Source organism: Streptomyces sp. T39 (assembly GCF_008042045.1).
In the GTDB taxonomy this organism is placed as follows: Bacteria; Actinomycetota; Actinomycetes; order Streptomycetales; family Streptomycetaceae; genus Streptomyces.
This window is the reverse complement of the sequence record NZ_RDBP01000012.1, coordinates 3,391,644-3,413,413: the sequence shown is the minus strand read 5'-3', so window position 1 is coordinate 3,413,413 and position 21,770 is coordinate 3,391,644. Positions and strand designations below refer to the sequence as shown.

Here is a 21,770-nt window from a genome sequence, read left to right as displayed (position 1 = left end):
GGCGGCGGGCGGCGTCCCGGGCCCGCGCACCCATCCTCGGCGGGAGCGGGCGCGGCGCTCAGGCGGTGGTGGCCAGGGCGTGGTCGATGCGGCGGCGGAGATGTCTGTCGGTGATCCGGCGGCGCAGGTCGTCCAGTTCGCGGCGGGCGTCGTCGCCTCCGATGCGGGACAGGGCGGTGACGGCGGCCTCGGCGACACCGGCCGGGCGGCGGGTGAGGGCGGGCAGGCCCAGACGGACCGTCCGGACCAGCCCGGCGAGGGTGTCGCAGGTCTCGTCGGAGGGCGGGAGCAGTGACAGGAACCAGGCCTGGGCGCGCAGCGCCTGGGCGTTGTACGGGTCGCATTCGTGGCGGCCGTACCCGCCCGCCAGCGGCATGCTCCGCTCCCGGCCCACCAGTTCGAACCATCGCGGGACGTACCGGCGGACCTGCTCGGGGCCCGCGGCCACGAGGAGATCCTGTGCGGTGCGCAGCCAGGCCGCGGACGGGCCCGCGGCGGAGGCGGCGGCGCGATGGGCGAGCAGCCGCTCCAGGGGCCGGCCGGCACGCGCGGCGTCCTCGAGCGCCTGATCGGCCCATGGCTCGCCCGGGTTGAGCACCGGGCCGGGGAAGCGGGCGAGCATCTCGCGCAGGGCGGGCTCGCCGGGCTGGTCGAGGGCGGTGCGCCGGAAGGCCGCGAGCACCGCGGGGCCGGGGATCCGCCCCGCCGCGATCTCCGCGTCGGCGAGCTCCCACTCACGGTGCCCTTGGAGGGCGTATTCCCCCGCGATCCAGGCCAGTCGCGCCCGGCGGGCATCGGCGAGGAGGTCCGGGTCGAGCCCTCTGGCGACGCCGGAGGCCACGACGAGCAGTTCGGCGCGGAAGTAGGAGACGTCCCGCAGGGCGATGTCGCCTTCCCGTTCGGGCTCCGGGTCGGCGTACCAGCGCGCCCAGATGCGGGCCAGCTCCATCCGGTCACCGTCGGGCAGCCGGCGCAGCCAGTCCATGGCGTCCGGGCCCGGGCCGGTCAGGGATCCGTTGCGGCAGGCGGCGTCCATCACGGCCCGGGCCACCCCGCCCAGGTCGCCGCGCTCCGCGCACGCCCGCCGGCGCTCGGCCTGGGCGAGGAGGACACCGGCATCCGTCTGCCATCCGCTCATGACGGCGAGCGTAGGGGCCGCCACTGACATCGATGCCGATACCCAGGTCCCGGCCCGGGCTTCGGGGCCCCGGGGCCGAAGGCACGGGGGCCGGGGCCGACCGGCCCGGGCCCGGACGCCATGGACTGGCTGCGCCGGCTGCCCGACGGTGACCGGATGGAGCTGGCCCGCATCTGGGCGCGCTGGTACGCCGGGACATCTCTTCCCCTTCGGTCGGTCGCGGGTGGCGGGGGTGCGGGTGCGCGACGGCGCTCACCCGCCGGGGACGCGGCCGCCCTCCGGTCCGGGCAGGGCGTCCGCGGTCGGCTCGGGCTCGGGGTCGGAACGGAAGTTCAGCACCGTGCGGTTGAGCTCGCCGGTGCGCGGGTTGCGCCCGCTCACCTCGATCTCGGTCCCGCCGAAGCGAAAGGCGACCTCGACCGCGCGTTCCTCGCTCGGCTGCCCCAGCGACTCGGAGATGTCGACGACGACCTCGCCGATCCGCCGCGCACCGGGGCTGTTCACGGTCTTCATCCGGGGGTCCGGCGAGGAGTGGACGGCCACCCGCAGACGGGTGTCCGAGGCGTCGACGGGCAGCAGGTTCATCCGCCACTCCTCCCCCACCCTCACCACGTCGCCGGCCCGTACGAACACCTTCAGATGGCCCAGGCGGAAACCCCGGCCCTCGGCGTCCTTCTGCTTGGGCAGACCGGCCACCTCGCCGCGCTCGAACAGCTTCCGGGGCAGCGCGATGGCGGCGCCGTAGGAGGAGCGGGCCCGGCGCGAATGCACGATCTCCGGCCGGCACGCGTAGTGCACGGCCCCCGCGAGGACGGCGCGGGCGGGGCTCGGCGGGATGACGATCCGCACCCGCGCGCCGAACTCCTGGGTGACGTCCTCGGTCAGCCGCGACCTGACGTACAGCGACTGCGCGAATCCGCCCACCACCACGACCCGCAGGACCTCGTCGGGGCCGCAGGCGGCCAGCAGTTCACGGGTGCGGGTCACGACCTGGCGGACCAGTGGGTCGACGGTGCCCTCGAAGAGCGTGCGCATCACGTCCGCGGTGAGCACGATCTCGTCGTCGACGCCGTTCTGGCTGGACGCCAGCCGCTCCAGACCGCCGTGCCGCACGATCGTGTTGCCGGCGGCGAACGACAGCGGGATGCGGGTGGGTTCGTCGGAGTCGACGCGGAAGGCGGCCTTGGCGCTCTCGAACCCGTCCAGCAGCGACAGCAGTTCGTGTTCGCGCTCCTGGAGCGCGCGGTACGCCGCGGGGCCGATCCGCTGCGCCATCTCCCGCTCGAAACGCCGGTTGATGTAGTCGGACCCCTGCTTGCCGCCGACCGGCGTGCACAGTTCCTCCAGGGTGCCGTCGCCGCGGTCGCGGTACCCGGCGATGTCGACCGTGCCGCCGCCGCAGTCGACGACCAGGGTGGGCGCGGTGTCCGCGCCGCCGATGCCGGCGCCGCGGTCGACCGCGCAGTACACGGCGGCGGCCTCCGGCTCGGTCACCAGGATCAGCCGCTCCCGCCCGGTGGGGAATCCGGCCTCCTCGGCGGCCTGGCGCATCAGGTTGCGCTCGGCGTCGTCCCAGATCGCGGGGACCGTCAGGCACCACCGGACGTCGTCGGGGTGGAAGCCTCCGCCGGTGATGGACAGCAGCGCCCGGTTGCGCAGCTCGCGCAGATAGGCGGCGACGAGCTCCTTCGCCTCCCCCGGTGTGCCGCCCTCCCCGGCGTCCGGCTTCAGCCAGGTCTTGAACCCGGTCGCGAACCGGCCCTCGGCCCGGTTCGCGCGGGCGCGGCGGGCCGCGTATCCCCATTCGAGGACCCGGCCGTCGTCGTCGAGGAGCAGCGCGGACAGGTTCTTGGGGTAGCTGACCGGCTGGTCCTTCCACTGGTCGAAGAAGTCGATCCGCCGGTCCGCCGGATCCTCGCCGTCGTTCACCGCGCACCAGGCGAAGCCCGATCCGTGGGTACCGAAGTCGATCGCGGCCGCCACCCGTGACACCATGCCGCACGCCCCCGTCCTCGCCCGTCGGGCACTTCGTCACGCAACCCGTGACACACTCCGTCACACACTCGGTGACGCGCTCCGTCACCATCTGTCATCCAAGCGCCTGCCGGGCGCCGGGACCAGCGCCTTGGACAAGTGCGGCAGACCAATTCCCGTACGCGGGAGCGGCCCGACGTTCCGCGGGGGCGGGGCCGGACCGCCTCACGGGACTTTGGCGGCTTTCTTATGGCTTCTTGAAGAAGACCCCGTGAGCACCCGCCGGGGCGGCGGCCGGGCTTACGCTCGGGGCAACCCCCCACGGATCCCGGCGGGCGCCGAGGCGCCTGCCGGGATTGTGCGTGACCGACGACCACCGAGGTGCCGTACGTATGAGTTCCCACCGGGCCGGCAGACGGTCCCGTTCCCGCTCGCACGCCCGCCCCAAGGGCGGACGAGCCCGTAACGCCGTGCTGACGCTGGGCGCGTTCACGGTCGCGGCGGGCGTCGGCGCCACCGTGGTGACGGACGGCGAGGGGGACGGGGCGGCCGGAAGCGTCGCCGCGGACGCCCCCGACGTCACGACCGCGGCCGGTCCGCAGGGCGGCGCCCTGCCGCAGCCGACGGCCACGCCGACGGCGAGCGCGAGCCCGTCCCGGTCGCCGCTTCCCAGCGCGACGCTCTCCCCGCAGCCGGACCGCTCCGCCTCGGAGGCGGCGCGCGCGGAGGCGGCACGGGCGGCCGAGGCGAAGGCCGCGGCCAAGAAGAGGGCCTCGGCGAGCCCCACCCGCGCTCCGGCCTCCGCCGGCTCCGGCGGCGGGTCCCAGGGCGACGGGGCGACGTCCGGCTCCGGTGCGGGCTCCGGGGGCGGTTCGGACCCGGCGTCGAACGGCGCCGAGGCGCAGGTGCTGGCGCTGGTGAACAAGGAGCGCGCGGCGGCGGGCTGCGGCCCGGTGACGTCGAACCCCCGGCTCACGCAGGCGGCCGACGACTACAGCGACGTGATGGCCGCCTCGGGCGTGATGTCCCACACCGGGCCCGACGGTTCGACGATGACGAGCCGCGTCGAGGCCGCCGGGTACGCGTGGTCCACGCTGGGCGAGAACATAGCCCGGGGGCAGGCGGACGCCGAGGCGGTCATGGACGCCTGGATGAACAGCCCCGGCCACCGCGCCAACATCCTCAACTGCTCCTTCGACGAGCTGGGCGTCGGCGTGCACATGGGCGACGGCGGCCCGTGGTGGACCCAGAACTTCGGCGCCGGGCGCTGACCTCCCCGGCCCCGAGGGGGGAGGTGTCCGGCCCCGACCGGCCGGACACCTCACGACCCCCGGCCCCGCACGACGCACGGAGACCGGTCGGCGCACGGGCGCGGTACACACCGGAGACCGGTCGGCGCACGGGCGCGGTACGCCGGTGCGGGCGGGCACCGTCACTGCGGCCGTGACATCGTGGTGTCATGACCATCGAGGTACGCCCGGCATCGGTCTTCGAGGACGTCCGTGCGGTGCTCGGCCCCAAGTCGCCCACGGCCAACGTCTGCTGGTGCCTGAGCTACCGGATCCCGTCCCGTCTCAACAACGAGCTCCGCGGGCCCGCGCGCGGCGAGTACGTCGCGGACCTGTGCCGTGCGGACCCCCCGCCCGGGGTCCTCGCCTACGACGGCGACGTGCCGGTCGGCTGGGCGGCGGTGGCGCCCCGCTCCACGACCTCGTTCGCGCGCAACCGGAAGATCCCCCACGTCGACGACCTGCCGGTCTGGTCCCTGTGGTGCGTCCGGGTGCGGCCGGGACACCGGAAGTCCGGCATCTCGCACCACCTCATCGCCGGCGCGGTCGAGTTCGCCCGTGCCCAGGGCGCCCCGGTGGTCGAGGCGTATCCCCTCGACAACGGTGACGCCCGGGTGGACCTGACGATGGCCTACGCCGGGCTCCGCGCGAACTTCGAGCGCGCGGGCTTCACCCATGCCGCCGACACCACCTCGGTGCTGGCCGGCCACCCGCGGGTCCTGATGCGGCTCGATCTCCGCTGAAGGAGCGCGGGACGCCCCGCGGCGGGACGAGCGCGCGGGCAGCGTGCGCCGGGCGCGGCGCCGCGCCCGGCGGGCCACGGGGGGCGTCAGCGGATGAAGCGGGGCAGCCACCTCGCCTGGTAGCCGGGGTGGCCCGCGTAGTCGGCGGCCAGCTGGCGGACGGCGAAGCCGAGGCCGACGGCACGGCCTGATTCGAAGTCGTCGGCGGGCCGGTCGGTGTCCCGGTGGGCGATCTCCCGGTACTCGTCCAGCAGGACGCGGCTCGTCTCGATCCGGGCCAGCACGCGGGCGGGATCGTGCAGGGCGATGTGCCGGTCGAAGCCGGCGCCCCGCACCGTGAACGCCACTCCGGAGGTCCGGTCGCAGACCTCGCCGGGCCGGTCCGCCGGACATCTCCAGCTCTGCCCGCCGGCCTCGCGTGCGATCTGTTCCTCCTCGGCGAGCCGCGCCTCGATGAAGGACACCATGTCTGCGTTGGCGGCCATGCGAGTTCGCACCCCTTCCCTGACGTGCTCGTCGGACTGCGGGACATTCTGGAGGACCGGACCCCCTGTGATCCACCCGGGTCAGGCGTCGGCGAGGGCGAAGGAGACCTGGACGCGGGCCCCGCCGAGCGGGGAGCGGGTGATCCGCAGGTCGCCGTCGCACGTGCGGGCGGCGCGGGCGACGATGTCCAGGCCGAGGCCGGTGCCCCCGGCGCTGACGCCCCGGGTGAGCGCCGCCTCGGGGTCGTCGACGCCCGGCCCCGCGTCGTCGACGGTCAGCACGGCGTGCCCGCCGGTGCGCTCCACCCGTACGGTGAACGCGGTGCCCTGCGGTGTGTGCCGGAAAACGTTGCCGATGAGGGCGTCGACGACGGCGGCCAGGTCGTCGTCGACGAAGCGCACCGGCGTGGGGCGCGGGGTGAACGACCGCTCGCAGACCCGGTCCTGCTGGGCCGCGAGCACCGTCCAGAAGTCCAGCCGCAGGGCGACCACCTCGGTCAGCTCGGCGGTCCGTGCCGCCGCCGCGCCGCCCGGCGGATGCGCCGCGAGCGGGGTGCGGGCGGCGGCGATGATCGAGTCCAGTTCGCTCTCCAGCTGGGCGACGGCGGCGCTGATGCGCCGGGCGCCGGGCGTGCCGCTCATCAGGTCCGCCTCCAGGTAGAGCGCGGTGAGCGGGGTGCGCAGCCGGTGCGAGAGGTCGGCGACCATCTCCCGCTCGACGGCCAGCAGTTCGGCCACCCGGTCCGCCATCGTGTTGAACGCGAGGCCCGCCTCCTGGAGCTCCGGCGGCCCGTCCGGCTCCACCCGCACGTCGAGGTCGCCCGAGCCGAGCGCCAGGGAGGCGCTCTTGAGTCCGCGCGAGGAGCGCACCACCCGGGCGCCGAGCCGGTCGGCGACGAGGACCGATCCGGCGACCAGGCCCAGCGCGAGCAGCGACATGACGCCCCAGGACTCCCAGACGCCCCGGGTGAGGTCCGCACCCGGCACGTACGCCTCGACGACGGCGACCCGGTCCTTCGGGAGCACGACCGGCTGGAGGTGGACCCAGCCCTCCGGGGTGTTCGCGGAGAGGGTCTCGCGCCGGCGGACCGCGCGGTCCAGGGCCTTCGCCGGCGCGTGGGAGGTGCCGACGAAGGAGCCGTCGGGCAGGCGCACGGCGAGGCGGTCGCGCGCGCCGATCTCGGTGACGGCCTGCTGGACGTCGGCGCGGTCCGTGGTCAGGGCCAGCACGGGCGACAGGGCCCCCGCGCGCTGTTCGGCGGCCGTGGTGACGCGGTCGCGGGCCTGCTCGCGCACGAGGAGGGCGAGCGGGATCAGGAAGGAGAGCGCCACCATCGACGTCACGGCCAGGGCGATGCCCGCGAGTGCCCGCCTCATGGCGTGGTGACCAGTTTGATGCCGATACCGCGCACGGTGTGGAGATAGCGCGGGTCGGAGGGTTTCTCGCCCAGTTTGCGGCGCAGCGCGGAGAGATGGACGTCGACGGTCTGGTCCTCCACATAGGGCTGCTGCCACACGTCGGCGAGGATCCGCTTGCGGGACATGACCTGGTCCGCGTGGGCGGCGAGGTACGCGAGGAGGTCGAACTCCCGGCGGGTGAGGGAGAGTTCGCGTTCGCCCAGGTGGGCGGTGCGGGCCAGCGGATCGATCCTGAGCTCGCCGACCCGGACGACCTGCCGGCGGTCGCGGTCCGCCCCTGCGGGCACGGAGCGGCGCAGCACCGCGGCGATCCGGGCGGCGAGCTGGCCGCCGGAGAAGGGCTTGACCATGTAGTCGTCGGCGCCCGCGTTCAGCAGCCGGATGATCTCGGTGTCCTCGTCCCGGGCGGTGGCGACCAGCACGGGGACGCGGGATATGCCCCGGATCATCCGGAGCACGTCGAGACCGTCCAGGTCGGGCAGGCCGAGGTCGAGGACGACGATGTCCGGCGGGTCCTGGGTGACCTCGCGCAGCGCCTCGAAGCCCTGGTGGACGGTCCTGACCGCGTACCCCTGCCCGGTCAGCACCCCGATCAGGGCGGCGCGGATGACGGGGTCGTCCTCGACGACAAGTACGGAGGCCATGAGCAGGCACGTTAGCCGGTCGGTCACTATGGTGTCGTGTCCCGCCTCCCGCGCTACCTGCTCATCTGGCTGTCGTGCACGGCGGCCAGTGTCACGGCCGTCATGCTGACCGTCCACTTCGTGGTGGGTTCGACCAGACCGACCGCCCCGGTCGCCCGGTCCGCGCCCGACGGCTTCGCCGCGTCCCCCGCGGCCTCGGTGTCCCCCTCCCCCTCGCCGTCGCCCGAGCCGAGCCCCTCGCCCTCGCACCGGCCCGGCCCGGCGCCCACCCGGACCACGGCGGAGCCCCGGACGGCGAGCCCCTCCCCCGCGGCCCGCACGACCACGCCCGCGCCGCCGCCCGTGACGCAGGGGGCCGGTCCCGAGGGGACGGAAGCGGGCTGCGCCGAGGGCGGCTCCGGGGTGCACACCATCTCCTCCCAGGGCGGCAAGGCGACGGTGCGCTTCGGCAGCGGCGGGGTGTGCCTGATCTCGGCCGTCCCCAGCCAGGGCTTCACCGCCAGTACGCGGCAGAGCGCACCGCAGACGCTGACGGTCACCTTCGCCGCCGACCGCCACCGCTCGGAGATCACCGCGTCGACCGAGCCGTCGGACCGGGCCAGCGTGCGCGAGACGTCGTTCTGACCCGCCGGGCCGCGCCCGCGCGGGCGGCGGGCGGCCGTCGCCGGCGCACCGGCCCGTACCGTCAGCCGGGCGGGGGCAGGACGCGCCACTGGCCGGTGTGGCCGGGCGCGAGGGCCATGTCGTCGCGGACGGCCGCGTAGTACTCCTGGCGGGCCGCGCGCTGGCGCCCGAGGAGGGTCTGCCACGCCTCCGGGTCCCGGCGTCCCTCGCGCAGGAAGCCCTCCATCTCCAGCACCACTTCCACCCAGGCGCGGGCGCCGTCCACGACCTCGCGGGAGCCGAGCATCAGCAGCGCCTCGCCCGACGGGTCCCTGGCGTCGCCCGCGGCGGCGAGCAGCGGGGCCGCCTCCTCGGGCGAGAGGGGGTGGGGATGCGGGTCGTTGCCGAGGTGGGCGGCGACCCGGTAGTTGAGGGTGACGCTCTTCTTCAGCGAGCGCGCGTAGTCGGCGTACACCGTGAGCCGGCGCTCCTCCCACCGCGCGGCGCGCTCGCGGCGGAAGCGGGCGCGGTCGCTGCGCACGATGGCGAGGTACGAGCCGAGCGCGCCGATCACGACGCCCATGAGGGCCGGGAGTTGCTGTATGAACGCGGACATGCGCGCCACGGTAGCGGTGCCGGGTGCGGAGTTCGCCGTTCGGGGACGGGTCGGCCGTGCGGGCACGCCCCGTCACCGTGGGCTCCGGGACGGGGCGGGACCCGGCGGGTCAGCGGCGGGGGCGGGTCGCCTTCTGCGCATGGGCCGCCGCGTCCCTCACGCGGCGGTCCGGGTGGTGGGCGGTGAGGGCGGTCAGGATGCGGGGCGCGGTGGTGGGGTCGGCTCGGGCGAGGGCGGCGGCGAGGGCCGCGGGGCCGCCCGGCCACTCGGAGGCGGCCGCGTCGAAGACGGGGAGCAGAGTGGCCGGCGGGATGTCCGCGGGCGCCGGGATGCCTCTCTCGCCCGCGTCGGACCGGTGCTGCGCATGGGCGAGCATGTCGTCGATCCAGCACTGGTCCAGTTCCTCGGCGAGCACGGTGGCGCGGGCGGTGAGGGGGACCGGGTCCTCGGGGGCCTGCTCGCCCCGGGCGAGCAGCGTCCTGCGGGCGGCGGCGCCGGTCACCGGGTCGGTGAGCGCGGCGCGCAGCGCGGCGCCGGGGACCCCGGCGATGTCGAGGCGGGCGAAGTACTCGGAGGTGCGGGCCAGGGAGACGTCGGCGGCCTTGGCCGTGGAGACGGCGTCGAGCAGTTCCCCCCAGACCTCGTCCGTGCCGCCCCGGTGCGCGGCCCAGGCGGCGAGCCCGGCGGCGGCGATCCGGGCGGGCCAGTGCCGGGTGGCGGTGACGGTCGTGGCCGGGTCCCAGGCCGCGACGGCGGCCCGGTCGGGTGCGGCCACCCGGCCGACGGCCAGCACATGGCGCATGGCCGCGGCGCCGAGCGGGGTCAGCCCGTAGGCGTCGCCCGACCGGAAGACGCAGCCGGTGGCCGCGAGCTGGTCGACGAGGGCCGCCAGGCCCTGTGCCGGGACGTCGAGTGCGGTGCGCTCGGCGTCCGTCACGGCGGGCACTCCGAGGAGCCGGGCCAGCTCGTCGGACGACGGGAGCTCGTAGGCGGCGGGAGCGTCGTGCGCCAGCGGCGCGGGGGCGTCCTCCAGTTCGGGCGGCAGGCCGTCGGCCCCGGCGTCGGCGGTCTTGCGGGCGATCGAGTCGGGGGTGCCGCCGCGTTCGTAGAGCGAGTAGAGGAGGTGCGCGGCGTCGAACGAGTACGCCTCGCCGGGTCCGGTGACCGGGGGCAGGCGCTCGGCCTGGGCTGCGAGGACGTCGGCGGCGAGTTCGGTCAGTTCCTGCGGTGTGCCGTCGGTCCACACCGCGGTGGCGGGGCCGGGCAGTCCGCAGCGTTCGGACATCTCGCGCAGCTCCTCGTCGTCGTCGAGGGCCCCTGCCGCGAGCGCCGCGGGCAGCGGGGCCGCGTGCAGCAGGTCCCGGATCCCGCCGGGCTCGGGGACGTCCTGCGGAGGCGGCAGCGGGACGGAGGAGTCGCCGTAGTAGTCGAGGTGTTCGTCGAGCATCCGGTCCGCCAGTCCCGCGTGCGGGAGCGCGGCGGGGCCGGGCGCGAGGTCGGCGTGGGCGCCGGCGAGGGCCGCGCTCAGCCCCGTGGCGGTCCAGCGGTCGCTCAGCGCGTCGGCGATCGCCTCCAGGGCGTCGCCGAGCGCGTCCTCGGGCCGGTCGGCGGCGAGCGGCGGCGCCGGCAGCAGCGGTCCGGCGGGCCCCGGCTCCCGCGCGTCGCGGGCGAACGCGGCGAGCAGCAGTTCGGCGAGGAGCGCCCGGACGGCGAAGGTCCGGTCGGCCACGTCGGCACGGTGCAGGCCCCCGGGCAGCGGCACCCGGTCCGCCCGCGGGGTCCGGGCGTGGGCGTCCAGCCATGTCCGCACGGCGGCGGGGTCACCGGCGTCCGTGCCGTCGGCGCGCAGCCGCGAGGCGTACCAGCGGTGCCAGGTGAGCCGCGCGGGGTCGCCGAGGGCCCGGTGGAACTCCGGCGCGGCCTCCTCGACGGCCGTGAGGAGCCGCGCGTGGCGCTTGGCGTTCAGGCGTCCGGACTGGCGCACGCAGTCGGCGAGCGACCGCAGGACGCCCGGCACGGCGGCGGCCTCCTCCGGTGCCGCCCACAGCAGGCCGGGCAGGTCCTCGCGGAGGATCCGGGTGACCAGCCGGGGCGTCGGTTCGGGCACTCCCGCCCTGCGGTCGGCGCCGTGGAGCGCGAGCAGCGTCAGCACCGCGTCCGCGGGGCGTGCGGGCGGCGCGCCGCCCGGCTCCCGGGCGGCCCAGTCGAGGAAGTCGTCGAGTCCGGTGTTCAGCGCAGGAGTAGGTGTCACGCGGGGAGCGTATGAAACCGGGCCCGCCGCGCGGGGCCCGCCGGACGGTGGGTAGCCCGATCGAGCGAGGGAATCCGGGAGAAGCGCCCTGATCTGCGGGAAACCGGTGGCCGGGCGGGCACCGATGAGTTCCGGCGTCCGGGCGGGTCATCACCGTATGACTGATTCCCCTTCCTCCGCCCCTTCCCCCGGGACCGCGCTCCCCGATCTCGCCGCGGCCGCGGCGGGTGTCGCCGCGCTGCTGCCCGGGGTGCGCGACGACCGCCTGGACGATCCGACCCCCTGCCCCGACTACGCCGTGCGCGAGATGCTGGCCCACCTCCTCGGTCTGGCGACGGCGTTCCGGGACGCCGGCCGCAAGGAGACCGGTCCCACGACCGCGACGCCGCCGGACGCCGCCGGGCCCGGGCTCGCCGGGGACTGGCGTACGGCGCTGCCCGAGCGTCTCGGCGAACTGGTCGCCGTCTGGCGGCGGCCGGACGCCTGGGAGGGCATGACCCAGGCGGGCGGGGTGAGCCTGCCCGGCGCCGTCGCGGGCCGCGTCGCGCTGAACGAACTGGTCGTGCACGGCTGGGACCTGGCCGTCGCGACGGGACAGCCGTACGACGTGGACGAGGCGAGTCTGGCGGTGTCGCGGGAGATGCTGACGCCGACGGGCGACGACTCCCTCCGGGACGCCATCTTCGGGCCGGTGGTCCCCGTGCCCGACGACGCGTCGCCGCTCGACCGCGTGGTGGGCCTGAGCGGCCGCCGCCCCGACTGGCGCGCGGCACACACGTCCTGACATGCGCCGGGCCGGGTGCCGCTCGCCCTGCGCGCGATTGACAACGGCGCCGGGTGAATCGGGCGCCACCGGTGTTGGCGCGACCGGCACCGGGTGGCGCAGGCTCGGGTCGAGACGCCCGGGACGCGGGCGCCGCCGACCCGAGGAGAGACCGCCCGGTGACCGCCTTCCCCACGACGTTCCGTACGACGACCGGACCGGTGCGGGGCGCCCTCACGGCGCCGGACACCGTGGCCGTCCGGGGCATCCCCTACGCGGCGCCGCCCTTCGGGCCGGACCGGTTCCGGGCGCCGCGCCCGCCGCGCCCCTGGGCGGGCGTTCGGGACTGCACCCGCTTCGGACCGGTGGCGCCGCAGTCCGCCCGGCTGCCGGGGGCGCCGCACTGGTCGCCGGGCGACGAGGACGTGCTGACCCTCAACGTCTGGACGCCCGCCCGGCGGGACCCGGCCCGCGCCGACGGGGGGCTGCCCGTGCTGGTGTGGATCCACGGGGGCGCCTACACCTTCGGGTCGTCCGCCCAGCCCGACTTCGACGGCACGACGCTGTGCCGGGCGGGGCTGGTCGTGGTCACCGTCAACTACCGCGTCGGGTTCGAGGGCTTCGGGCACGTGCCCCCGGCGGGCGCCGGGGACGAGCGGCACCCCGACAACCGCGGGCTGCTCGACCAGATCGCCGCGCTGGGCTGGGTGCGGGACACCATCGCGTCGTTCGGCGGCGACCCAGGCAACGTCACGGTGGCCGGGCAGTCGGCCGGCGCGTCGTCGGTCGCCTGCCTGCTCGTGGTCGACGCCGCGCGGGGGCTGTTCCGGCGGGCGATCGCGCACAGTCCCGTCAACTCCTGCTCCTCCGTGGCCCTCGCCGCGGAGACCACCCGGCGGGTCGCGGCGGCGGCGGGTGTGCCGGCGACGGCCGAGGGGCTGCTGTCCGCCTCGCCGCAGGCGCTGGTGGCGGCCTCGGACGAGGTCGTGGACGCGTACCGCCGCGATCCGGACGCGGGCCCGCGTCACTACGACCCCGTCCTCTACGCGCCGGTCGCCGACGGGCGTCTCCTCGCCGCCGACCCGCTCGCCACGACGGCCGGCGGCACGGCGCGGGCCGCCCACCCGCGGCCCGGCCTGCTGGTCTGCCACACCGATCAGGAGTACTGGCTGCTGGACGCCGTCGGCAGCAGCGCCAAGGTCTGCACAGAGGAGCAACTGGCCCGCTTCGCTGCGGACTTCGGTCTCGCGGCGGGGCTGGTGAAGGAGTACCGGGAGCTGATGCCCGGGGCGCCGGTGCCCGACGTCCACCTCGCGCTCTTCGGCGACCTGGTGTTCGGCGAGTACGGCCGCCGGCTGGCCGGGGCGTACGCCGCGTCCGGCGGCCGGGCACACCTGTCCCGGTTCGCCCGCCGCCGCACGGACGCCGAGGGCGGCGCCGTCCTCCCCTGGCACTGCGCCGACGTCCCGTTCGCCTTCGGCACCCTGGCCGACGAGAGCGTGCGCTTCCTGATCGGCGGAGCCCCGGACGCCGCCGACCACCAGCTGTCCCGGCGCATGGTGGCCTCCTGGGCGTCCTTCGCGGCGACCGGCGACCCCGGCTGGGAGCCGCTCGGCGCGTCCGGGGAGGGACCGGTCCATGTGTGGACGACCTCGGGATCGGACGGCGGCGCAGGGGACACCGAGCGGATCGCCGCGTTCCGGCGGGCCTGGCGCACGTACGGCTTCCCGCTCCTGGAGCCGTGAGCGCCGGCGGGCCGCCCGGTCAGGGCGCGGCGGGCCGCGGCGGGTCCCAGGCCATCAGGTTGCTGAAGAGTTCCGCCTGTTCGACGGCGTCGTCGAGGGCGTGGTGCGTGTGGGGCCGGGCGGGGAGCAGTTCCCGCGGCATGGTCCGCTTGGACACGGCGCGCAGCGGCAGACCCGCCTTGGTGGCGTAGAGCGTCTTCATGTCCATGCATCCGGAGTGCCCGAAGGGGCTGGCACCGGTGAAGCGGATCAGGTACCAGTACAGGAACGTCCAGTCGTACGAGGCCGGGTACCCGCACATCACCGGCTGCGCGCCGGCCTCCTGCGCGGCGCGGCGCACCCAGGCGGTGAACTCCGCCATGGCGTACGCCGGTTCGGCCCCCTCCCGCAGCAACCGCTCGCGGTCGAGACCGCTCACCGCGAGCGCCTCGGGGTCGACGTCCGTGCCGATGGGACGCAGCTCGCGGTAGAAGGTGGTCGCGCCGGGGTCGGCGGGTGTGTAGCCGTCGGCGTCCTGGCGGCCCGCGACGGCGGCACCGAGGCTGAGCATCGCATAGGGGCCGGGGATGGGGCCGTCCGCCTCGACGTCGACGGAGATGTAGAGGCTGGGCTTCGGCGGCGTGTGTCGTGCCATACGCGGCAGCATGACAGCGGGGCGGCACGACCCGCCGTGCATTTTCGTGGGCCCCGCACCCGGGGCGGGCGCGCCCCGCACGTCCGCCCCGCACGCGGGGGCGTGCGGGGCGGACGTGCGCGGGCGGTCAGTGCGCGGGCTCCGCCGACGGTTCGGACGTGCGCTTGGCGGAGATCTCCTCTCCCGGCTCCATCGGCGCGGTGACCTCGTCCGCGTCGCCCCGCTTGCCCAGGTGGTTGAAGAGGAGGTTGAGGACCACCGCCGCGACGCACCCGGTGGAGATGCCCGAGTCCAGGATGATCTTCGCGGTCTCCGGGAACGCGTGGTAGAACTCCGGCGCGCTGATCGGGATGATGCCGACGGCCAGCGAGACGGCCAGGATCAGCACGTTGTTGTCCTTCTCCAGACCGGCCTTGACCAGCGTCTGGATGCCGCTCGCCGCGACGGAGCCGAAGAGGACGACTCCCGCGCCGCCGAGCACGGGGCGGGGGACGACGGCTATCAGGGCGGCCGCCATGGGGCACAGCCCCATCAGGACCAGGAAGCCGCCGCCGCAGGCGACGACGAAGCGGCTGCGGATCCTCGTCATGGCCACCAGGCCGACGTTCTGGGCGAAGGCGCTGCACATGAAGCCGTTGAAGAGCGGGCTGAGGGCGGACCCGAGGGTGTCGGCGCGCAGTCCGGCGGCGATGGTCTTCTCGTCCGCGGGCCGTTCGACGATCTCGCCGAGGGCGAGCATGTCCGCCGTGGACTCCGTCATCGACACGATCATGACGACGCACATGGAGACGATGGCCGCCACCGCGAACTGCGGGGCGCCGAAGTGGAACGGCGTGGGGAAGCCGATGACGTCGGCGTCGGCGACCGGGCCGAAGTCGGTGACCCCGAAGGGGATGGCGATCAGGGTGCCGATCACCAGGCCGATCAGGACCGCGATCTGCTTGACGAACCCGCGGGTGAACCGCCGCAGGGCGAGGACGACGAGCAGGGTGAGGCCGGCCAGGCCGAGGTAGGAGGCCGAACCGTAGTCGTCCGCGCCGGGGTTGGGGCCCTGGGCCCAGCCGAAGGCGACGGGCAGCAGGGAGATGCCGATCAGGGTGATGACGGTGCCGGTGACGACCGGCGGGAAGAAGCGCACCAGCTTGCTGAAGAAGGGTGCGGCGAGGAAGCCGAGGACGCCGGCGACGATGATCGCGCCGAAGATGATCGGCAGCGCGTCGTCCTTGTCGCCGGTGGTGTCGACGATGGCCAGCATCGGGGCGACACCGGCGAAGGTCACACCGTTCACGAAGGGCAGCCGGGCGCCTATCTTCCATATGCCCAGCGTCTGGAGGAAGGTCGCCAGGCCCGCGGTGAAGAGGCTGGCGCCGGTCAGGAAGGTGAGCTCTTTCGCGGAGAGGCCGACGGCCGCCCCCACGATCAGCGGCGGGGCCACCACGCCCGCGTACATGGCGGCCACGTGCTGCAGGCCGCTGGTGAACATCTTGAAGGGGGGCAGGGTTTCGTCGACCGGATGCTTCCGGTCTGCTGCATCGGCGGTCGGGGTGAGCGCGGCCACGGCGGTGCCTCCGGTCGGGTTACACGTCGTCGGCGACATGTGGTGTCAAGGAGGTGGTGCGGGTGGTGAAGGGGTGCACGTACCGGTCGCCCGATCCGGTGGTGCGGGATGGCGGCTCGTGCCGTCGGCACGAGCCGTTCGGCGGCCCGTGCCGTTGACACGAGTCACCGTCACCGGGAGGCGCGCGGCATGGGCCGCGCACCCCCCGGTGGCAGCTGCCGTGGGCCCCGCTCGGGTCCACGGCCGCCGGCCGGGGGCCGTCCCCCCCGGCCGGAGTCCGGGGGTCAGCCCTGCGCGGCGATGCGCGCCAGGCGTCGTGCCTCGTCCCGCGTGGAGCGGGCGATGGCGTCCTCGTCCACCGTCGTGAGGTGGTTCGCCTCGACGACGGGCCTGCCGTCGACGAGGGAGAGGGTGACCGGTGCGGCGGCGCCGAAGACGAGCGCGACCACCGGGTCGGCGATGGAGGAGTGGGCGAGGGTGTCGAGCTTCCACAGCACCAGGTCGGCGAGCTTTCCGGGTTCCAGGGAGCCGATCTGGTCGCCGCGGCCGAGGACCTGGGCGCCGCCGTGGGTGCCCAGGCGCAGCGCCTGGCGGGCGTTCAGGGCCGCTTCGCGGTGTGCGCCGAGCCGGTTGATCAGCAGGGCGTTGCGCAGTTCGGTGTGGAGTTCGCCCGACTCGTTGGAGGCGGTGCCGTCGACTCCGAGGCCGACCGGCACGCCGGCCTTCAGCATGTCGGGGACGCGGGCGATGCCGGCGGCGAGGCGTGCGTTGGAGGAGGGGCAGTGGGCGACGCCGGTGCGGGTGCGGGCGAACGCCTCGATGTCGGAGTCGTTCATGTGGACGCAGTGGGCCATCCACACGTCCTCGCCGAGCCAGCCGGTCGACTCGAAGTAGTCGGTCGGCCCCATCCCGAAGAGTTCCTTGCAGAACTGCTCCTCCTCCACGGTCTCCGAACCGTGGGTGTGCAGGCGCACGCCGAGGCCGCGGGCGAGCTCGGCGCCCCGGCGCAGCAGGTCGGTGGAGACGGAGAAGGGGGAGCAGGGGGCGACGGCCACCTGGGTCATCGCGTCGAACGAGGCGTCGTGGTGGCGCTTGACGGTCTCCTCGGTGGCGGCCAGCGCTCCGTCGAGGGTCTCGACGGCGAAGTCGGGCGGCAGGCCGCCGTCCTTCTCGCTGCGGTCCATGGAGCCGCGGGCGAGGGTGAAGCGGACGCCCGTCTCGCGGGCGGCGCCGATGATCGCGCCGGACAGGTCGCCCGAGCCCTTCGGGTAGACGTAGTGGTGGTCCATGGCGGTGGTGACGCCGCCGCGGGCCATCATGGCGAGGGAGCCCTGCGCGGCGGCCCGCACCATGGGTTCGTCGATGCGCGCCCAGGTCGGGTAGAGGGCCACCAGCCAGTTGAAGAGGTTGTGGTCGGTCGCGAGGCCGCGGGTGATCCACTGGTAGAAGTGGTGGTGCGTGTTGACCAGGCCCGGGGTGACGAGGTGTCCCGTCCCGTCGATGCGCCGGACGACGTTCGCGAGCCCGGCGGGGGCGTCGCCCGCGCCGACGGACTCGATCCGGTTGCCGGCGACGACGACATGGCCCGAGGCGTACTCGGTGTCGTGGGCGTCGACCGTGGCGATCGCGCAGTTCTCGATGACGATGCGCTCGGTCGCGCCGTCGGGGGCTGCCGAAGGTGCCATGGTGCTTCCTTCTTCTGTCGGTTGTGGCGGCGGTCCCCCGGGCCGGCCGGACCGGGGGGAGGGCACGGCAGGACCCTAGGAGGATTTGAGTGCCACAGCCGGGCGGCTGCGGGTGCCGAGATGGTGGAAGAACAGGTTGAGCGAGACGGCGACGAGTGCTCCCGCACTGATCCCGGAGCCGAGGACGGTCTGCGCCCAGGCGGGGAAGCCTGCGTAGAAGGTGGGCGCGGCGAGGGGGATGATGCCCGCGCCGAGGGCCACAGCGACCAGGATGATGTTGGAGCTGTCGTCGAGGCCGGCCTCGGAGAGGGTGCGGATGCCGCTGACGGCGATGGAGCCGAACAGGACGATGCCCGCGCCGCCGAGGACCGGCATCGGCACGAGGGAGACGACCGCCCCGAGGACGGGGAAGGCGCCGAGGACGAGCAGGGTGGCACCGGCGACGGCGACGACGTAGCGGCTGCGGACCCGGGTGAGGGAGACGACGCCGACGTTCTGGGCGAAGGCGGAGGTGGGGAAGCCGCCGAAGACGGGTCCGACGAGGGTGGCGATCCCGTCGGTGCGCAGTCCGCGGGTGATGGTGCGGCCGTCGCTGCGGCGGTCGCAGATCTCGCCCAGCGCGAGCATCCCGGCGCTGGACTCCGTCATCAGCACCAGCATGACGATGCACAGGGAGAGGATGGCGGCGGGCTGGAACTCGGGTGCGCCGAAGGCGAAGGGGGCGGGCAGCGCGGCGACGGGCGCCTCCCGCAGGGCGGAGAAGTCGGCCATGCCGAAGGGGATCGCGGCGAGGGTGCCGGTGAACAGCCCCAGCAGCAGGGCGATCTGTTGGACGAAGCCGCGCCCGAAGCGCTGGAAGAGCAGGATGACGACGAGGGTGAAGCCGGCCAGTGCCAGGTACTTCATGGCGCCGAAGTCGGCGGCGGTCGCGTCGCCGCCCTGTGCCCAGGAGACGGGTACGGGCATCAGGGTGACGCCGATGAGGGTGATGACGACACCGGTGACGAGCGGCGGGAAGAAGCGCAGCAGGCGTCCGAAGAACGGACCGACGAGGAGGCAGAACACACCGGCGACCATCACCGCGCCGTAGATGGCGGGGAGTTGCGTGCCGGGGGCGCTGGTCTCGGCGATGGCGAGCATCGGGGCGATGCCCGCGGAGGAGGCGGCGTTGACGAACGGGAGCCGGTTGCCGGCGAAGTTCGCGACGCCGACGGTCTGGAGGATCGTGGCGAGGCCGGCGATCAGCAGGCTCGCGGCGATCAGCCGGGTCATGCCGCCGGCGTCGAGCCCGACGGCCTGGCCGATGATCAGCGGAGGGGTGACGACGCCCGCGTACATGGCGGCGATGTGCTGGAGAGCGGCGGGAACGAGCCGCGCGAGGGGGAGCTTCTCGTCCACCGGGTGGACGTCGGACGTGAGGTGCGTGTCCGGTGCCGGGTGAGCCGGCCGCGTTGCAGGCTGTGCCATGGTCTTCCCTCCGGCCCGCGGGGCCGCCCCGCCCGGCTGCGGGCGGGCGTGGCGGCCGGCGGCCTGGCGTCCGTCAGAGGTTGGTCATGTCGACCGGGATCCGCGGTTCGACGCCGTCCCGGAGCACGGTGGCCTCGATCAGACCGTAGGGGCGGTCCGCCGCGAAGTAGACCTCGTTGTCGTTCTTGAGCCCGAACGGTTCGAGGTCCACCAGGAAGTGGTGCTTGTTGGGGAGCGAGAAGCGGATCTCGTCGATCTCGCTGCGGCTGTTGATGATCCGCGAGCCCATCTGGTACAGCGTCTGCTGGAGCGACAGCGAGTAGGTCTCGGCGAAGGCCTGCAGCATGTGCTTGCGGGCCTGGGCGTACGACTTCTCCCAGTTGGGCATGCGATCCTCGTCGGAGGTCCAGTTGTACCGCCACTGGGCGGCCACCTGAGTGGCGAGGATGCGGTCGTACGCCTCCTTGAGGGTCGTGTACTTGTCCTTGACGTAGCCCCAGAACTCGGAGTTGGTCGAGTTCATCACCACCAGGTCCTTGAGACCGGAGACGACCTGCCACGACTCGCCGTCGTAGGTGATCTCGCTGGTGCGGACCTCCTGGCCCTGGCGGACGAAGGAGTGCTTGACCTCGTCGGCGCCGATGAACCGGGAGTTGCCGTCGGAGGTCTCGATGCGCTCCCAGGCGTACTCCTCGATGCGGATGCGCGCCCGGTGGATCGGCTCCTGGCTCGTCACGAAGTGGCGGGCGAGGTGGATGCCGAACTGCTCGGCGGACTCGATGCCGTACTCCTTGGCGAACGCGTACACCGTGTTCTTGGTGGTGTCGGTCGGCAGGACGTTGGCGTTCGAACCGGAGTAGTGGACGTCGTCCATGTCGCCGGAGAGGGCGACGGAGACGTTCAGGTCCTTGATGTGGTGGGTGTCCCCGTCCCGCGTGATCTTGACGACGCGGTTCTCTGCCTTGCCGTACTGGTTCTGTCCCAGAATCGTGGGCATCTGCTAGCTCCCTCGGTATACGGAGTAGCCGAACGGGTTGAGCAGCAGCGGTACGTGGTAGTGCTCGCCCGGCACGACGGCGAACGTGATCGCCACCTCCGGGAAGAACACGCCGCTGTCCCGATTCGCGGGGGCGTCCTGCTGTGCCTCGGCGTCTTGCTTCTTCATGAAGTACGCCTCGGTCTCGAAGTCGAGACGTACGTGGGTCGTTCCCTCCGGCAGGGCCGGAAGGTCCTTGCACCGGCCGTCCGCGTCGGTGGCCGAGCCGCCGAGGGGCCGCCATTCCGCCGCCGGCCCCCCACGGGCCGAGAGCGAGATCGCGACGCCTTCCGCGGGGCGTCCGGCGCTGGTGTCCAGGATGTGCGTGGACACCGATGCGGTGGTTTCGGTACTCATGCTTCTTCCTGCTCTACGAGACGGGTCAGACGGATGCGGTTGATCCTGCCCAGCTCGGTGCGGACGATCTCCCGCTCCTGCTCGGGCGAGTTGCCGATCCGTGCCCGCAGGGCGTCCCGCATCTGCTCACCGGTGCGGCCGGTGGCGCAGATCAGGAAGACATGGCCGAACCTGTCCTGGTAGGCCAGGTTCAGTTCGAGCATCTCGGCCTTGAGGTCCTCGGACGCCCCGGCCATGCCGCTCTGTTCGCGCGACGAGGTCGGGTCGCCCGGCTTGGGCCGGCCGATGGGCGGGTGACCGGCCATCGCCTCGGCCAGGTCCTCCGCGGTCAGTTCCGCCGTGGCGGCGTCGCTGGCGGCGAAGAGGGCCTGGATGTCGGCGTACGGCCGCTGGGCGAGGATCCTGCTCGCCCAGGCGCCGCTGGCGCAGACCTCGCGCAGCGCGGTGTCGGCCGCGCTGTCCTCGGAGGCGTTGAACCGGGCGAGGCCCGGGTTCTCAAGTGCAGTCACGGGAGCCTCCGTGGCTTGATCATCTCGGTGCGTCGGACGGGCTGCGGATAGCTAACGCCCTCCGGAACACGACGTCAACACTTTGTTGAAAAGTCGCGTACACAAAAGCCGCCGCCCGGAAGACCGGACGACGGCGCGTGATCGGCGGCGGGTCAGTCGCCCTTCGCCGCGTTCTCCCTGTTCAGGTAGTTGTACACGGTGAAGCGGCTGACTCCCAGGGCACCGGCCACCGTCTCCACCCCGTGGCGCACCGAGAACGCGCCCCGCGCCTCCAGCGTCCGGACCACCGACTGCTTGGTCCTGCGGTCGAGCTCGGCGAGCGGGCGGCCGTGCTGCCGCTCCAGCGCGGCGAGGATGTGGTCGAGGGAGTCCGCCAGCTGCGGCAGCCGCACGGCGAGGACCTCCTCGCCCTCCCAGTGGAGGACGACGTCGTCCGCACCGGCCTCGCCCGGCTCGATCAGCGTCCCGCCCATGGCGTCGACGAGCGGCTTCACCGCCTGTGCGAGGGCGTGGTCGAGGCTCATCCCTCGCCCTCCGCCGCGTCGGCCGTGCCTGCCGCGTCGACCACGTTGACCTGGAGGGACACCCGGGTCGCCCCGTGGTGCAGCGCCTCGCGCAGCAGGGTGCCGACGGCGTCGAGGACCTCGTCGGTCCCGCCCTCGGCCGTGTTCCCGAACGGACCGACGTCCACCTTGTCCAGACCCGCCCCCTGGACGACGTCCCGCGCGGCGAGGGCGTGCGCCGGCGGCTCGTCGAGGTCGAAGGGTTCGGTCGTGAACTCCACTCTCAGTCGCACCATGCCCCCAAGGTAGCCCTCGGGCGGGCGGCGGCTCCGGGGGGTGCGGGGATTCGCG

The 21,770-nt window shown here is 74.2% G+C and carries 21 protein-coding genes; 5 read left to right on the top strand and 16 right to left on the bottom strand.

All coding sequences use genetic code 11. The features are described from left to right. Nucleotides 1–58: 58 nt before the first annotated feature. Both EAO77_RS16450 and EAO77_RS16445 read right to left on the bottom strand, forming a co-directional pair. Nucleotides 59–1,138: a hypothetical protein gene (locus EAO77_RS16450; protein ID WP_147988707.1), complete on the bottom strand. Its 1,080-nt coding sequence runs from the start codon at nt 1,136–1,138 to the stop codon at nt 59–61. A 252-nt stretch (nt 1,139–1,390) separates the two neighbouring features. After that, nucleotides 1,391–3,121, bottom strand: coding sequence for an Hsp70 family protein (locus EAO77_RS16445; protein WP_187283230.1), 1,731 nt, complete (start codon nt 3,119–3,121; stop codon nt 1,391–1,393). A 383-nt stretch (nt 3,122–3,504) separates the two neighbouring features. Between EAO77_RS16445 and EAO77_RS16440 the strand changes: the two genes are divergently transcribed. Next, a complete protein-coding gene (locus EAO77_RS16440; protein ID WP_147988705.1) occupies nt 3,505–4,383 on the top strand; it encodes a CAP domain-containing protein in 879 nt (292 codons plus the stop codon). Between the two features lie 188 nt (nt 4,384–4,571). Then, nucleotides 4,572–5,144: a GNAT family N-acetyltransferase gene (locus EAO77_RS16435; RefSeq protein ID WP_147988704.1), complete on the top strand. Its 573-nt coding sequence runs from the start codon at nt 4,572–4,574 to the stop codon at nt 5,142–5,144. A gap of 86 nt (nt 5,145–5,230) precedes the next feature. Here the strand turns inward: EAO77_RS16435 and EAO77_RS16430 are convergent, their stop codons facing one another. From EAO77_RS16430 to EAO77_RS16420, 3 genes are all read right to left on the bottom strand, one after another. Then, nucleotides 5,231–5,629 (bottom strand): DUF6221 family protein, encoded by a 399-nt coding sequence (locus EAO77_RS16430; protein ID WP_147988703.1) that lies wholly within the window; start codon nt 5,627–5,629, stop codon nt 5,231–5,233. A gap of 81 nt (nt 5,630–5,710) precedes the next feature. After that, complete coding sequence (locus EAO77_RS16425) at nt 5,711–7,006, bottom strand: sensor histidine kinase (RefSeq protein WP_147988702.1); 1,296 nt, start codon at nt 7,004–7,006, stop codon at nt 5,711–5,713. Further along, nucleotides 7,003–7,692: a response regulator transcription factor gene (locus tag EAO77_RS16420; protein ID WP_187283229.1), complete on the bottom strand. Its 690-nt coding sequence runs from the start codon at nt 7,690–7,692 to the stop codon at nt 7,003–7,005. The genes EAO77_RS16425 and EAO77_RS16420 overlap by 4 nt, the downstream gene beginning before the upstream one ends. 36 nt (nt 7,693–7,728) lie before the next feature. Here EAO77_RS16420 and EAO77_RS40045 point away from each other — a divergent pair, with 36 nt between their 5' ends. Then, the gene (locus EAO77_RS40045; protein ID WP_261993930.1) at nt 7,729–8,316 is read left to right on the top strand and encodes a hypothetical protein; all 588 of its coding nucleotides are present in this window, start codon (nt 7,729–7,731) and stop codon (nt 8,314–8,316) included. A 61-nt stretch (nt 8,317–8,377) separates the two neighbouring features. Here EAO77_RS40045 and EAO77_RS16405 read toward each other — a convergent pair whose 3' ends face one another. Both EAO77_RS16405 and EAO77_RS16400 read right to left on the bottom strand, forming a co-directional pair. Next, nucleotides 8,378–8,911, bottom strand: coding sequence for a hypothetical protein (locus EAO77_RS16405; RefSeq protein WP_147988698.1), 534 nt, complete (start codon nt 8,909–8,911; stop codon nt 8,378–8,380). Between the two features lie 109 nt (nt 8,912–9,020). Then, a complete protein-coding gene (locus tag EAO77_RS16400) occupies nt 9,021–11,162 on the bottom strand; it encodes a hypothetical protein (RefSeq protein ID WP_147988697.1) in 2,142 nt (713 codons plus the stop codon). Nucleotides 11,163–11,319: 157 nt separating this feature from the next. Between EAO77_RS16400 and EAO77_RS16395 the strand changes: the two genes are divergently transcribed. Together EAO77_RS16395 and EAO77_RS16390 are read left to right on the top strand one after the other, a co-directional pair. Next, the gene (locus EAO77_RS16395) at nt 11,320–11,946 is read left to right on the top strand and encodes a TIGR03086 family metal-binding protein (RefSeq protein WP_147988696.1); all 627 of its coding nucleotides are present in this window, start codon (nt 11,320–11,322) and stop codon (nt 11,944–11,946) included. A 158-nt stretch (nt 11,947–12,104) separates the two neighbouring features. Then, complete coding sequence (locus EAO77_RS16390; protein WP_147988695.1) at nt 12,105–13,670, top strand: carboxylesterase/lipase family protein; 1,566 nt, start codon at nt 12,105–12,107, stop codon at nt 13,668–13,670. 19 nt (nt 13,671–13,689) lie between these two features. Here EAO77_RS16390 and EAO77_RS16385 read toward each other — a convergent pair whose 3' ends face one another. The 9 genes from EAO77_RS16385 to EAO77_RS16345 form a co-directional block, all read right to left on the bottom strand. Continuing rightward, nucleotides 13,690–14,304 carry an exonuclease gene (locus EAO77_RS16385; protein WP_147988694.1) on the bottom strand — a complete coding sequence of 205 codons (615 nt, stop codon included), beginning with the start codon at nt 14,302–14,304 and terminating at the stop codon, nt 13,690–13,692. Between the two features lie 127 nt (nt 14,305–14,431). Further along, nucleotides 14,432–15,787 (bottom strand): nucleobase:cation symporter-2 family protein, encoded by a 1,356-nt coding sequence (locus EAO77_RS16380; RefSeq protein ID WP_147989171.1) that lies wholly within the window; start codon nt 15,785–15,787, stop codon nt 14,432–14,434. 359 nt (nt 15,788–16,146) lie between these two features. Further along, entirely contained in the window at nt 16,147–17,547 is a 1,401-nt protein-coding gene (locus EAO77_RS16375; protein ID WP_147988693.1) for an 8-oxoguanine deaminase, read from the bottom strand. A 75-nt stretch (nt 17,548–17,622) separates the two neighbouring features. After that, on the bottom strand, nt 17,623–19,014 hold the full coding sequence (locus EAO77_RS16370) for a nucleobase:cation symporter-2 family protein (RefSeq protein ID WP_147988692.1): 1,392 nt from the start codon (nt 19,012–19,014) through the stop codon (nt 17,623–17,625). Between the two features lie 73 nt (nt 19,015–19,087). Continuing rightward, entirely contained in the window at nt 19,088–20,011 is a 924-nt protein-coding gene (pucL, locus tag EAO77_RS16365) for a factor-independent urate hydroxylase (protein WP_147988691.1), read from the bottom strand. A 3-nt stretch (nt 20,012–20,014) separates the two neighbouring features. Further along, nucleotides 20,015–20,407 carry a hydroxyisourate hydrolase gene (gene uraH, locus EAO77_RS16360; RefSeq protein WP_147988690.1) on the bottom strand — a complete coding sequence of 131 codons (393 nt, stop codon included), beginning with the start codon at nt 20,405–20,407 and terminating at the stop codon, nt 20,015–20,017. After that, nucleotides 20,404–20,916 (bottom strand): 2-oxo-4-hydroxy-4-carboxy-5-ureidoimidazoline decarboxylase, encoded by a 513-nt coding sequence (gene uraD / locus EAO77_RS16355; RefSeq protein ID WP_147988689.1) that lies wholly within the window; start codon nt 20,914–20,916, stop codon nt 20,404–20,406. The genes uraH and uraD overlap by 4 nt, the downstream gene beginning before the upstream one ends. A gap of 152 nt (nt 20,917–21,068) precedes the next feature. Further along, a complete protein-coding gene (locus EAO77_RS16350) occupies nt 21,069–21,440 on the bottom strand; it encodes a helix-turn-helix domain-containing protein (RefSeq protein ID WP_147988688.1) in 372 nt (123 codons plus the stop codon). Continuing rightward, entirely contained in the window at nt 21,437–21,712 is a 276-nt protein-coding gene (locus tag EAO77_RS16345) for a hypothetical protein (protein WP_147989170.1), read from the bottom strand. The genes EAO77_RS16350 and EAO77_RS16345 overlap by 4 nt, the downstream gene beginning before the upstream one ends. Nucleotides 21,713–21,770 lie beyond the last annotated feature (58 nt).